Genomic DNA, 13,083 nt, shown 5'->3' on the forward strand with positions numbered 1-13,083 from the left:
CGGCCGGTTCCGGGAAAGCCTTCCCCGGTTAGCGGCGCCGGGCGCGGCGGCGTTCGTTGCTGGCCAGGCTCCGCGTGAGCGGACGGGCCAAGGTGTCGCCGAGGACGATTCCGGCCGCCACTCCCAGCACAATCGCCCCGGCGTTCAGCATGCCCCCGGCGCCCATCAGAATCTGTGACTCTTCAATGGTCAAAACATACATGGACCGGAATATAGTCAGGCCCGGCAAGAGGATGAGGGCAGCGGGGACGGCCACCACCAGCTGTGGCGCGCCCATCTTCAAGGCGACCACTCTGGCCAAAAGGCCGATTACCACCGCGGCCACGGCCGGGGAAAACCTGGCCCCCATGCCGATCAGGTCCGCGCCGAGCAGCACAAGATGGCCCACCACGCCCACCGCCGCGGTGGGCAGGAGCAGCTTCCAGGCGGTCTGTTCGGTGATGCCGATGGCGACGACGGCTATTGCCACGAGGATGATGAGCGCCCACAACGGATACGCAGGCGGGAATGTTTCCGTGACGTCGATTTCCTCCATCCCCATTTTCGAGCCGAGCACAAAAGCGACGGAGATGCCGGACACCAAGGCGCCGAAGGTCAGCATGGTGGAGAGGAACCGGCCCGCCGCCGTGACGGGGAAGCCGTTGATGGCGTCCTGTACGGACGAAACGAGGCGGCCGGTGGGCAGGAGCAGCAGGATTCCGCCTACCACCACGATCGCGGGCGCAATCTGGATTCCCACCGGGCTGCCGAATCGCCATAGCAGCAGGGCGATGAACGTGACCAGGAACGCGCATGACGCCGTGGTGAAGAAGTCCGGAACCCGCCAGCGGCCCAGCTGCCGGGCGAGCAGGCTCACCAGGATATTCGAGCCGAACGCCACGGCCGAAGCGCCCGGTCCGCCGCCCAGCACACCGACGAAGACCGCAGCGAACACCGCGAAAGCAACGGTGACCATCCAGCGCGGAAACGGCTTGGAGCTGCGGATGATTTCATCCAGCCGGCGGACTGCCTCGTCACGGCCGACGCCGCCTGCCACGATATCCGTGACCAGCTGGTGCACCTGGGCCAGGCCCGCGTAGTTGTTGGTCCACGACCGCACCACCCGGAGCAGCGAAATGGGGGTCTGGTCCTTCGGTGCGTAGTTGATGGCCACCGACTGGTTGGTGATGTCCACTTCGATGTGCTTCAGGCCCAGGGCGGCAGTGACGGCGATGATGCTGGTTTCCACTTCAAGGGCGCCGGCGCCGTAGCGGAACATCGACTCGGCAAGGTGGAGCGCGAAGTCAATGGTCTTGCGGGCGGAGGTGTCCACTCCCCCTACCTGGATCATGGGGTTGGCGTACGGACTTCCCGCGAGCCTGTCCACGATGCTCATGGGGGCGGTGGGCGGGTTTTCACCCTGCACCAGCCTGCGGAGCATTCGCTTGGCGGCAGCGTTCTGCCGCACCTGGGAGGCGGTGAGTGGTTGGGTCGGGGGCAGGGCCGCCGTGGGCGGCCTGCGGCGACCGTCGGGTGCTTTGGTCATTGCGGCCTCCTCTGGGGCTTCACAAGGTTTAGTAGAACTGCTGGCCGGTTCGCCGTGTGTACAGCTGGCGGGCCACGCGTTCGCCGGCGGCCATCCAGGCTTTGTATTTCAGCGGGCTGAGAACCTGGTCATAGCAGCCCACGAAGTCGGTGACTGTCTTGCTGAAACTGGTCTTGAACAGCCCCAGCCCGTGGAAGGGGTTGGAGGTGTCCTTGAGTTTGTCGCTCGGCGGGGTGCCGCAGAAGTCGTACTCCGTGCAGCCGAGTTCCTTGACCTGGCTAATGGCAGTCCACTGCACCAGATGGGAGTCACCGTACTGGCTGCGCTTCTGGAGTGAGCCGCCGTCCTTGTACGTCCCCTTGCGGCCGTAGTTGATCACAAAGGCGCCCACAGAGGGCACCCCGTTTTCGTAGACAAACAGGAGCCGGCCCTGGCCGCGGTTGATGAAGTTGGTCCAGAACTGCCGGTAATACTCATACTCGCGGACCCTGACCTGCGACTTCGCTTCCACCGTGGTGGTCATCAGCGCATACATGGCCCGGAAGTTCTCCTCCGTGGGCTCCACGTTGTGGACTTCCACTCCCTCGCGGATTGCCCGCCGCACGGCGTTGCGTCCCCTGGAGTGCAGGTTCCGCAGCAGCTGGTTTTCCTCCGGTGCGATGTCCAGCAGGGCGGTGGAGTCGTTGGGCTGCAGGTTGTGCGTCTTGACCAGTCCTGCGCCCTCAATCACCTGCTGTGCGTCCTCGGAAAGGATGATGTCCGGCTCGATCTTGATGGCAAAGACGCCCAGCCGTGCGCGTTTCACGAATTCGGCGTTCGCTGCGGCAATGCCCGGAATATCCTCGACTGCTGCGACATCCGGTCCCTTGATGAGGTACCAGAGCTTGCCCAGGACCGGAAAGGACTTCTCCAGCACCAGGTTATAACTCGTGTAGTCCGCAGTTTCGTAGACCAGGTGGAGGGGCTTCCAGCCAAAGTGTTGTTTGACTTCGGCGAAGGCCTCGGACTGAAGCAGGTTTCCGCCGTTCGGGTTCGCAGTGACGTGGTTGTCCCAGTTGGCGACCTCCTCGGCGGAGGCAAAGCGGGCAGTAAATTCTCGCAAGTGCGCGGTGTCCAATCTTTGCGGTCTGTGCTTCGGTCGCATGCCGGGCATGCAAGCCACAAGTCTATCGGCCCTGCCTAGGAGGACGCTGACCGGTCACCGGCGTCGCGGCATTGGCGCTCAGAGCCGGATCTGGTCCAGGGACTCGAGGCGCACGGCCAGGGGTTCCTTGCCGAGGGAGCGCTGGCTTTTGACCAGCCGGTCCGCATTTTCCAGCCGGGACAGGCTCAGCCCGGTCATTTCGGCGATTTGGGCAATCGGGACCTGGAAAGTGCGGAAAGGGCCCAGCGGCGGCGGTTCATCGGCAAGGAGCCGTTCACGGATAGCCTTTTTGAGGTCCACCTTCCCCAGCAGCGGGGACTGGTCCAGCACGAATCCTGCGGCCGCGAGCTTTCCGTCCGTGGTCCAGGCTGCGACCTTCCAGAACTTCTGCGGTATCTGGACGCCCCGGTACGGCAGGTCGTCGTCGGCGAGGACCGGCCCCGTGAACACGCTCAGTTTGGCGTCGTGGAGGTCCGCGTGGTCAAGGACGTGGTTCTCCAGCCCCACCCAGAGTTCCTTGCCCTGGTTGAAGTCATCAACCTGGGGCGCGGCATTGGTGAAGGCAAAAGTGTCCTGGTTGGCGGCCTTGGCCGTTTCGGGATCGCCCCACACCGGATCCAGCCGCCGGACCAGATGCCCCCGGTCGAAGGCGTTGTTCTTGTACACCTCCGGGCCCGCCTGCTGTTCCTTCGGGACCCTGGGATCGAAATGCCAGGTTCCTTCGCGGGCCAGCGGCACCAGTTCGCGTCCGTGGATGTTCACGCCGACGACGGCGGCCAGCTTGCGTGACGGGCGCAGCCGGACGGAAAAATGAATGTAGTCAAGCAAAAGCGTTGCTGCCGGCGGACTGGGCAGCTCAAGGCGTGCCCGCAAAAAGTCCCGGTCGTATCCCCCAGTCATAGCTCCATAGTGGCACTGCTCCCTGCGGGTGAATAGACCGGCTTGACTAGGAATGCCGGACTGGCAAGGGTTGGAGCATGCAGGCACCTCACGAACAGCCCACAGCAGCCCCCGACGGCGGGACCGCCGCCGTCGCCGAGCGCCGGAGCGCCCGGGCGCAACTGCTGGGGCTGGCCGTCTTCCTTGGTGCTTCCGCCCTGGTCGCCTGGTTGGGCGCCTTTGCCACCCTGAACAACGTTGACGGCTGGTATGCCACAGCTGACAAGGCGCCGTGGTCACCGCCCAATTGGTTGTTTGGCCCCGTCTGGACGCTGCTCTACACCGCCATGGCCGTTGCCGCCTGGCTCGTCTGGCGGCGCCGCGCCCAACGCACCGGACCCGCCTTGGCGGCTTACGGGGTCCAGCTGGGGCTCAATCTGTCGTGGACGCCGGTGTTCTTCAGCCTCTATCCGGTGATGGGCACGGCGGCACTCTGGCTGGGGCTCGTCATTATCATCGCCCTGGTCATCGCTGTCACAGTGACGGTCCTGTACTTCGGCCCCATCAGCCGGACCGCAGGCTTACTGCTATTGCCGTATATCTCCTGGCTGGTTTTCGCCACGAGCCTGAACTGGTGGGCTGCCCTGCACAATTAGGTCCCGGCGGGCTCGACCGACGGGCCACGGACTACGGGCAACGGACTACGGCTTCAGCATTCGACGACGTTGACGGCGAGGCCGCCCATCGCGGTTTCCTTGTATTTGGAGGACATGTCCTTGCCGGTCTCGCGCATGGTCACGATCACCTCGTCCAGGGACACCCGGTGCGTCCCGTCACCCCAGAGCGCCATCTTCGCGGCGTTGATCGCCTTCGCGGCCGCGATCGCGTTCCGCTCAATACACGGAATCTGCACCAAACCGCCGATCGGATCACACGTCAGCCCCAGATTGTGCTCCATCGCGATCTCCGCCGCGTTCTCCACCTGCTGGGGCGTCCCGCCCATCACCTCCGCCAAACCGGCAGCGGCCATCGAAGACGCCGAACCCACCTCACCCTGGCAACCCACCTCCGCCCCCGAAATCGAGGCCTGCTCCTTGTACAACACCCCCACCGCACCCGCGGCCAGCAGGAACTTCACCACCACATCATCCCGGTCCGCCTGCGTCGCCTGATCCATCCCCGGCGCGAAATGCAGCGCGTAATACAACACCGCCGGAATGATCCCGGCCGCACCGTTCGTCGGGGCCGTGACCACCCGCCCGCCCGAAGCGTTCTCCTCATTCACCGCCAGCGCGATCAGGTTCACCCATTCCTGCCAGTACTTCGGATCCCGGTACTCCGGATCCTGCCGGCCCGCATCCTGGTCACGGGTCTCCTTCAGGAGGCGTTCGTGCCAGTCCGGAGCCCGGCGCCGGACCTTCAAACCGCCCGGCAGCAGGCCTTCACGCTTCAGGGACACCGCCACGCACTCCTCCATCACGGAGTAAATGTGCAGCAGCCCCGCCCGGATCTCCTCCTCGGACCGGGACGCCCGCTCGTTCACGAACATGATCTCCCCGATGGACAAACCCTTGGACTGGCACCGGCCCAGCAACTCCGCCGCCGTACGGAACGGCAACGGCAGCTCCTTCTTCGACTCCTCCAGCTCCTGCTGCGCCGCGTCCTCCTCGCCCTCACGGACAATGAACCCGCCGCCCACCGAGAAGAACGTCGCCGCATGCAGCACCTCACCGGCAGCATCCGTGACCGTAAACGTCATCCCGTTCGTATGCCGCGGCAGGACCGTCAACGGCCGCAGCACCATATCCTTCACCCCGTACTCCAGGGCCACCCCGCCACCATCAACAGCACCGGCCAGCTGCAGCTTCCCGGACTCCGCGATCGCCGCCAGCCGCTCCTCCACCTCCGCCGGCAGGATCTTCTCCGGATGGAAACCCTCCAACCCCAGCAGGATCGCCGTCATCGTCCCATGACCGTGCCCGGTCGCGGCGAGCGAGCCATACAAATCCACCCGCAACCCCGCCACCCTCGCCAGGTCACCGGAGGACCGAAGCTCCTCGGCGAACACCGCCGCAGCACGCATCGGACCCACCGTATGCGAACTCGACGGCCCAATCCCGATGGAAAAAAGATCAAACACACCAACAGCCATGGCCGGGGTTCCTCACTAGGTCTAACTGTGGTCCGGCAGATGGTCCTGCCGGAAGGCAGCGCACCAACCGGTCGGCGGCGCACTGCCGGATACACGACGACGGGCGGCAGCTTATGGCGGCCGCCCGGCGTCGTGATCTCTACTTCTGTAATACGGCCTCTAGGCGAGGTTGGCAACCGAGGGGTAGAGCGGGTGGGCGGCGGCGAGGGCCTCCACCCGTGAGCGCAGGCCGGAAAGGTCCGCGCCGGCGTCGGCAATCAGCGCCTCGGCGATGATGTCCGCCACCTCGGCGAAGGCTGCTTCGCCGAAACCACGGGTCGCGAGGGCCGGGGTGCCGATGCGCAGTCCCGAGGTGACCATCGGCGGCCTCGGGTCGAACGGCACGGCGTTGCGGTTCACGGTGATGTCGATTTCCGCGAGGCGGTCCTCCGCCTGCTGGCCGTCGAGTTCGCAGTTGCGCAGGTCCACCAGGACCAGGTGGACGTCGGTGCCGCCGGAGATCACGTTAATCCCCTTGGCGGTGACGTCCGGCTGGACCAGGCGGTCGGCGAGGATCCGGGCACCGGCCAGGACGCGTTCCTGGCGTTCCTTGAACTCCGGGGACGCGGCGATCTTGAAGGCCACGGCTTTGCCGGCAATGACGTGCTCCAGCGGGCCGCCCTGCTGGCCGGGGAACACTGCCGAGTTGATCTTCTTGGCGATGTCGGCGTCGTTGGAGAGGATGATGCCGCCGCGCGGACCGGCGAGGGTCTTGTGCGTGGTGGAGGTGACCACGTGGGCGTGGGGCACCGGTGACGGGTGCAGTCCGGCGGCGACGAGCCCGGCGAAGTGCGCCATGTCCACCATCAGGTAGGCGCCCACGGAGTCGGCGATCCGGCGGAACTCGGCAAAGTCCAGCTGCCGGGCGTAGGCGGACCAGCCGGCGACGATCAGCTGCGGCTTGTGCTCCTGGGCCAGGCGCTCCACCTCGGCCATGTCGATCCGGTGGTCCTCTTCGCGGACCTGGTACGGGATGACGTTGTACAGGCGGCCGGAGAAGTTGATCCGCATGCCGTGGGTCAGGTGACCGCCGTGGGCCAGGTTCAGGCCCATGATGGTGTCCCCCGGCTTGATCAGCGCGTGCATCACCGAGGCGTTGGCCTGCGCACCGGAGTGCGGCTGCACGTTCGCGTACTCGGCACCGAACAGGGCCTTCACCCGGTCGATGGCCAGCTGTTCGACGACGTCAACGTGCTCGCAGCCGCCGTAGTAGCGCTTGCCGGGGTAGCCCTCTGCGTACTTGTTGGTAAGGACCGAACCTTGCGCCTGCATGACGGCCTTCGCGGTGTGATTCTCCGAGGCGATCATTTCCAGGCCGGTGCGCTGGCGGCCCAGCTCGTCGTCGATCTTCGCCGCGATCTCCGGGTCCAGGGCGGACAGGTCCGCGTCCAGGGACGGGGAGACTACCTGCTCGAACGCGACAGTGCCTGCAGCGGCCGTTGCGCCGCTCACAGCTCGCCGCCGTTCTTGGCAGCGTATTCCTCAGCGGAAAGCAGCGGGCCGTCGGAGTCTGCGGCCACCTTGAAGAGCCAGCCGGCACCGTACGGATCGCTGTTGATCAGTGCGGGGTCGTCGACGACGGCGGAGTTGGTTTCCGTGACCTCGCCGGTGACCGGGGAGTACAGGTCAGAGACGGACTTGGTGGACTCGACCTCGCCGCAGGTCTCCCCTGCGGTCACGGTGGAGCCGACCTCGGGCAGGTCAACGTAGACGATGTCGCCGAGGGCGTCCGTGGCCACGGCGGAAATGCCGATGGACACAAGGTTGCCGGCCTCGCGGGCAACCCACTCGTGCTCGTCGGAGTACTGCAGTTCAGCGGCTACTTTTGCCATGGTGTTCCTTAATCTCGTTACTTGTGTGGTCGGGTGGGGAGGCGGGTGACCGAATTCCTCCGCGTGCTGCTCCTTGTCGCTCTGACGCACGCTTCCGGAATCCGCTCACCCGCCGTCTCCGGCCGTCAGTTCCGGTGGGGAACCAACGGCATTGAAAGATAAAACAGTGGTTCAGCACCAAGCAGGCTGCCCGGGTTTCGGCAAGCTCAACCCCCAATGATCGAGCTTGCCAGGCGGCACATCCCCCAGCACCTTTGGCTTGCGAAGGCGCCGGAACCCGTTGCGGGTCCGGGTGTGTCGGTTCCGCAGAAGAGAGCTTCCGGCCCCTCGGGGCTGGCATCCGGAAGCGTGCGTCCAAGGGAGCGTCACGTCCGCCCAGCGGGCGTCTACGCGACCGAGCACGCGGAGGATGTCAGCCCCGACGGGCCAAACGGAGCCAGGAGCGGCACCGGGACCCGGGAGCCAGCCTAGGGTTACTTTTGGCGCTTGTAGAAAGGCAGTGCGACAACTTCGAACGGCTCTGCCTTGCCGCGCAGGTCGATGTCCAGGGCGGTGCCCACCTCGGAGTGCTCGACGTCGACATAGGCAAGCGCCACAGGGTAACCAAGGGTGGGGCTCGGCTGGCCGGAGGTCACTTCGCCAACCACGTTGCCGTCCTTGAGGACCGGGTAGTGGCCGCGGCCGGCACGCCGGCCAAGGCCCTTGAGGCCCACGAGCCTGCGCCCGCTCGTGGAGCCGGCACCGCCCGCCTTGAGTGCTTCCAGTGCGGCACGGCCCACGAAGTCGCTTTCCTTGGCGAGCGAGACAACCGGGCCGAGGCCTGCTGCGTAGGGGTTGCCTTCGCGGGAGAGCTCGTTGCCGTAGAGCGGCATGCCGGCTTCGAGGCGCAGCGAGTCGCGGCACGCCAGTCCGGCGGGAACCAGTTCGCCTTCCTCGGCGACGGCTTCGATGGCCTGCCACAGGGCGGCGGCGTCATCGTTGTCCACGAAGATTTCGAAGCCGTCTTCACCGGTGTACCCGGTGCGGGCCAGCAGGAGGTCCTTGCTGCTGCCGGCCACCATGAAGGGAACTTCCACGGCCGCGTAGTACTTCAGGCCGGTGACCAGCTCGTGCTGTGCCGCGGGGACCAGGCGAAGCAGGATGGCTTCGGCCTTGGGACCCTGGACGGCGACCAGCGAGGTCGCGGCGGACGCGTCCTGAACGACGACGTCGAAGTTCGCTGCCCGTTCCGCCAGTGCTGCGGCAACCACCACGGCGTTGCCGGCGTTGGGCACTACCAGGAACTTGTCGGTGCCATCTTCAGCCGCGGGGCGACGGTACGTGATCAGGTCGTCGATGATGCCGCCGTCTTCCTGGCAGATCAGCGAGTACTTGGCCTTGCCCACGGACATGGCGGAGATCTTTCCGACCAGGGCGTAGTCCAGGAACGCTGCGGCGTCCGGGCCGGTGACCCAGACTTCGCCCATGTGGGAGAGGTCGAACAGGCCGGCGGCGTTGCGGACGGCGTGGTGTTCGGCCAGCTCGGAGGAGTATTTCAGGGGCATCTGCCAGCCACCGAAGTCGGTGAAGGATGCGCCCAGTTTCTTGTGCTCTTCGTAGAGCGCGGTGTAGTTCTCAGTCATCGGGGGAATCCTTAGTTTTCGAAGTCTTCGATGGGCGGGCAGGAGCAGATCAGGTTGCGGTCCCCTGCTGCGCCGTCGATGCGGCCCACGGGCGGGAAGTACTTGTCCTGCTTGAGGTGGTGGACCGGGAAGGCGGCCTGCTCGCGCGGGTACTCGCGGTTCCAGTCGGAAGAAACGACGGCGGCCGCGGTGTGCGGTGCGTTGCGCAGCGGGGAGTTCTCCACGGTGAAATCGCCGTTGGCCACCTGGTCGATTTCCTGGCGGATGGTGATCATCGCGTCGATGAAGCGGTCGATCTCCACGAGGTCCTCGGACTCGGTGGGCTCCACCATGAGCGTGCCGGCAACCGGGAACGCCAGGGTGGGGGCGTGGAAGCCGAAGTCGATGAGGCGTTTGGCCACGTCTTCAGCGGTGACGCCGGTCCTGGCCGTCAGTTCACGCAGGTCCAGGATGCACTCGTGCGCCACGAGTCCGCCTTCGCCGGTGTACAGCACCGGGAAGAACTCGTTGAGGCGGGAGGCAATGTAGTTTGCCGCCAGCAGGGCCGACTTGGTGGCTTCGGTCAGGCCTGCGCCGCCCATCAGCTTCACGTAGGCCCAGGAGATCGGCAGCACACCGGCGGAGCCGAAGCGCGAAGCGGAGATCGCAACGCCGTGCCCGTCTTCGTGCGCTGCCTTGTTGGCGTCGCCCGGCATAAACGGTGCCAGGTGTGCCTTCGCTGCAACCGGGCCGACGCCCGGGCCGCCGCCGCCGTGCGGGATGCAGAAGGTCTTGTGCAGGTTCAGGTGGGACACGTCTCCGCCGAACTTGCCGGGCTGGGCCAGGCCCACGAGCGCGTTCAGGTTGGCGCCGTCAACGTAGACCTGGCCGCCGGCGGCGTGCACCGAGTCGCAGATCTCGCGCACGTCGGCGTCGTATACGCCGTGGGTGGACGGGTAGGTGATCATGATCGCGGACAGGACGTCCTTGTGGGTTTCGATCTTCGCCTGGAAGTCGGCGTGATCGATCGTGCCGTCGGCAGCGGTGGCCACGACAACAACCTTCATGCCGGCCAGGACGGCCGACGCGGCGTTGGTGCCGTGGGCCGAGGCCGGGATCAGGCAGACGTTGCGCTGGTCGTCACCGCGGGACAGGTGGTAGCCGCGGATCGCGAGCAGGCCCGCGAGTTCGCCCTGCGAGCCGGCGTTCGGCTGGATGGAGACCTGGTCGTAGCCGGTGATCTCGGCGAGGTCCGCTTCCAGGCCATCGATCAGTTCACGCCAGCCCTCGGTCTGGGAATCCGGGGCGAAGGGGTGGATGGAGGCGAACTCCGGCCAGGAGATGGCTTCCATCTCGGCGGTGGCGTTCAGCTTCATGGTGCAGGAACCGAGCGGGATCATGGTGCGGTCCAGCGCGAGGTCGCGGTCCGAGAGCTTGCGGATGTAGCGCAGCAGCTGGGTTTCGGAGCGGTGGGTGTTGAACACCGGGTGCTGCAAGTAGTCCGAGGTGCGCTCGACGGCGGCCTCGAGGGCAAATCCTGCCGCATCGCCGGCAACCTCGGCACCGAAGACGGCAGCCACAGCGGCGACAATTTCCGGCGTCGTGGTTTCGTCAGTGGAGATGCCCACGGTGTCGGCGTCGATGCCGCGCAGGTTGATACCCTTGGCCTCCGCCGCGGCAATGATTTCAACGGCCTTGCCCGGAACACGGACGGTGATGGTGTCAAAGAAGCTGCCGTGCAGGACCTCAAGGCCGGCGGCCTTCAGGGATGCTGCCAGGGTGCGGGCGCTGTTGTGGACGGTCTCGGCGATGGCCTTCAGTCCGTCGGGGCCGTGGTAGACGGCGTACATCGAGGAGACGATGGCCAGCAGTGCCTGCGCGGTGCAGATGTTGGACGTCGCCTTTTCGCGGCGGATGTGCTGCTCGCGGGTCTGCAGTGCCAGGCGGTAGGCCGGGGTGCCGGCGTTGTCCTTGGACACACCCACCAGGCGGCCGGGCATGGAGCGTTCGAGGCCCTTCTGCACAGCCATGTAGGCAGCGTGCGGGCCGCCGAAGAACAGCGGCACACCCAGGCGCTGCGTGGAGCCGACTGCGATGTCCGCACCCTGCTCGCCCGGAGGCGTGATCAGGGTCAGGGAGAGCAGGTCGGCCGCAACGGTGACCAGGGCGCCGCGCTCTTTGGCGGCGGCGATGACGGCGGAGTGGTCGAACACGCGGCCGGAAACGCCCGGCTGCTGCAGCACGATGCCGTTGATGACGCCGTCGGGAAGGCCCAGGGACAGGTCCGCGACCTCAACCTCGAAGCCGAGTGCCTCGGCGCGGCCCTTGACGATGGCGATGGTCTGGGGCAGCACATCGGCGTCGAGGACGGTCTTGCCGTCGTGGGCGGTCTTGTTCTTGTTGGCGCGGCGCATCATCAGCACGGCTTCGGCCACAGCGGTGGCTTCGTCCAGCAGGGAGGCGTTGGCGATGGGCAGCCCCACGAGGTCCTGAACCATGGTCTGGAAGTTCAGGAGCGCCTCGAGGCGGCCCTGGGAGATTTCCGGCTGGTACGGGGTGTAGGCGGTGTACCAGGCCGGGGATTCCAGGACGTTGCGGCGGATCACCGGCGGGGTCACGGTGTCGTAGTAGCCCTGGCCGATCATCTGCACGGCCGTCTTGTTCTTGGCAGCCAGCTTGCGCAGCTCGCCGAGGACTTCAACCTCGCTGAGGGCGTCCTGCAGGCGGAGGGCAACATCCTGGCGGATGTCGTTGGGAACCGCGGTGTCTACCAGTGAGTCAACGGTGTCGTAGCCGACAGACTTGAGCATGGTGTCGATGTCGGCTTGGCGGCGGGCGCCAATGTGCCGATCGACGAAGGTGGTGGAGGCTGAACTAACCGTCACGAAGGAACTCCATTACTAATGGCGGCGCAGGGTACGCCGCAGTGGTCCGGGTTCCTCCCCGCTCTGTATTGGACCTGAGAGTTTCCGCATTGCCGTGCTTTCGCATGGCTCAGCTTGCACCGTCGGTGAGCAGGGCGTGTCCGGCGTTGTTGACTCCAACAAATGTTGGGGCACAACGGACAGCCTGCTGCTTTCCAGAGTTGCCTCGCCGCGGCGGTACGTGGGCCTGAGAGATTCCTGGGGAGGATTTGCTCCTACGGCGCCTGCTTGTACCTACTTGCAGAACTCTCCCGCCGCAGATCAAAGGCATATTTAGTTAGCGGTGACAACAGTCACAGCTGCAATTGTCCTACGTAGGAGTCCAGTCTGCAAACTCCGCATCGCGCCCGCCGCCGCGTTACGGCCTGAGTTGCGAAGCGGGCCGCCAGCGGCCTCGGCAGGCACGGCGGTCAGCCGCGGAGCCGCTCGACGGCGGCCAGCAGGCTGTCGACGTCGCCACTCATTTCCGGCGGGGCGGCACCGGGACCGCTGGCCAGCATGGCATTGAAATAGAGTCCGTCACCCATGTACAGCACGGCCTTTGCCATGGCCGGGCCGACGTCACCGGCCAGCAGCTCCAGCCAGCTCCCCTGGACAGCCGCGAAACGGTGCAGCGTCTCCTCGTGCGCCACTTCGGCGAGCCGCGTGGCAGCCACAAAGACCCGGTCCAACGGAGTGTCCGCCCAGAGCGAGGACCTGATGAAGTAGGCCGCCGCTCCTTCCGGAGCCTTCGCCATGGTGTCCAGATCCCGCGCGACCAGCACGTCCATGCGCTCGAGCAGGGCCGAAATCATGGCTTCCTTGTTCGGGAAGTGGTACAGCAGTCCCCCCTTGGACACGCCGGCGCGCCTGGCGACGGCATCCAGCGTGGCGGCGCGCTCGCCCACTTCGATCAGAAGGGATTCAAAGGCGTCGAGCACGGCTTCGCGTGCGACGGGTTTTCTGGCCATGGTTCCTATCATGCCCGGTGCTCCGGGCTCATTTCTT

Annotated in this window: 10 protein-coding genes and 1 riboswitch; of the genes, 1 reads left to right on the forward strand and 9 read right to left on the reverse strand. The window is 65.9% G+C overall.

Annotated features, from left to right (window positions below; all coding sequences use genetic code 11):
- Positions 1 to 28: 28 nt before the first annotated feature.
- The 3 genes from BS38_RS0113700 to BS38_RS0113710 form a co-directional block, all read right to left on the reverse strand.
- Positions 29 to 1,525 carry a threonine/serine ThrE exporter family protein gene (locus tag BS38_RS0113700; RefSeq protein WP_028271328.1) on the reverse strand — a complete coding sequence of 499 codons (1,497 nt, stop codon included), beginning with the start codon at positions 1,523 to 1,525 and terminating at the stop codon, positions 29 to 31.
- A gap of 28 nt (positions 1,526 to 1,553) precedes the next feature.
- Positions 1,554 to 2,627 (reverse strand): lipid II:glycine glycyltransferase FemX, encoded by a 1,074-nt coding sequence (locus BS38_RS0113705; RefSeq protein ID WP_028271329.1) that lies wholly within the window; start codon positions 2,625 to 2,627, stop codon positions 1,554 to 1,556.
- Between the two features lie 120 nt (positions 2,628 to 2,747).
- Positions 2,748 to 3,569, reverse strand: a complete 822-nt coding sequence (locus BS38_RS0113710; protein WP_028271330.1) for a DNA/RNA non-specific endonuclease — start codon at positions 3,567 to 3,569, stop codon at positions 2,748 to 2,750.
- Between the two features lie 77 nt (positions 3,570 to 3,646).
- Here BS38_RS0113710 and BS38_RS0113715 point away from each other — a divergent pair, with 77 nt between their 5' ends.
- Entirely contained in the window at positions 3,647 to 4,204 is a 558-nt protein-coding gene (locus tag BS38_RS0113715; protein ID WP_028271331.1) for a TspO/MBR family protein, read from the forward strand.
- A 53-nt stretch (positions 4,205 to 4,257) separates the two neighbouring features.
- Here the strand turns inward: BS38_RS0113715 and BS38_RS0113720 are convergent, their stop codons facing one another.
- The 6 genes from BS38_RS0113720 to BS38_RS0113750 all read right to left on the reverse strand — a co-directional run bounded on the left by BS38_RS0113720 (position 4,258) and on the right by BS38_RS0113750 (position 13,046).
- Positions 4,258 to 5,700: an L-serine ammonia-lyase gene (locus BS38_RS0113720; RefSeq protein WP_028271332.1), complete on the reverse strand. Its 1,443-nt coding sequence runs from the start codon at positions 5,698 to 5,700 to the stop codon at positions 4,258 to 4,260.
- A gap of 159 nt (positions 5,701 to 5,859) precedes the next feature.
- A complete protein-coding gene (gene glyA, locus BS38_RS0113725) occupies positions 5,860 to 7,191 on the reverse strand; it encodes a serine hydroxymethyltransferase (RefSeq protein WP_028271333.1) in 1,332 nt (443 codons plus the stop codon).
- A complete protein-coding gene (gene gcvH, locus BS38_RS0113730) occupies positions 7,188 to 7,571 on the reverse strand; it encodes a glycine cleavage system protein GcvH (protein WP_028271334.1) in 384 nt (127 codons plus the stop codon). Before gcvH ends, glyA begins: the two co-directional genes overlap by 4 nt.
- Positions 7,572 to 8,044: 473 nt before the next feature.
- Positions 8,045 to 9,193: a glycine cleavage system aminomethyltransferase GcvT gene (gcvT, locus tag BS38_RS0113740; protein ID WP_028271335.1), complete on the reverse strand. Its 1,149-nt coding sequence runs from the start codon at positions 9,191 to 9,193 to the stop codon at positions 8,045 to 8,047.
- A gap of 11 nt (positions 9,194 to 9,204) precedes the next feature.
- On the reverse strand, positions 9,205 to 12,057 hold the full coding sequence (gcvP, locus tag BS38_RS0113745; RefSeq protein ID WP_028271336.1) for an aminomethyl-transferring glycine dehydrogenase: 2,853 nt from the start codon (positions 12,055 to 12,057) through the stop codon (positions 9,205 to 9,207).
- 204 nt (positions 12,058 to 12,261) lie between these two features.
- A riboswitch (glycine riboswitch) is annotated at positions 12,262 to 12,360 on the reverse strand.
- Between the two features lie 146 nt (positions 12,361 to 12,506).
- Positions 12,507 to 13,046: a TetR/AcrR family transcriptional regulator gene (locus BS38_RS0113750; RefSeq protein WP_028271337.1), complete on the reverse strand. Its 540-nt coding sequence runs from the start codon at positions 13,044 to 13,046 to the stop codon at positions 12,507 to 12,509.
- Positions 13,047 to 13,083: the final 37 nt, after the last annotated feature.

The organism is Arthrobacter sp. UNC362MFTsu5.1, from assembly GCF_000685965.1.
Classification (GTDB): domain Bacteria; phylum Actinomycetota; class Actinomycetes; order Actinomycetales; family Micrococcaceae; genus Arthrobacter.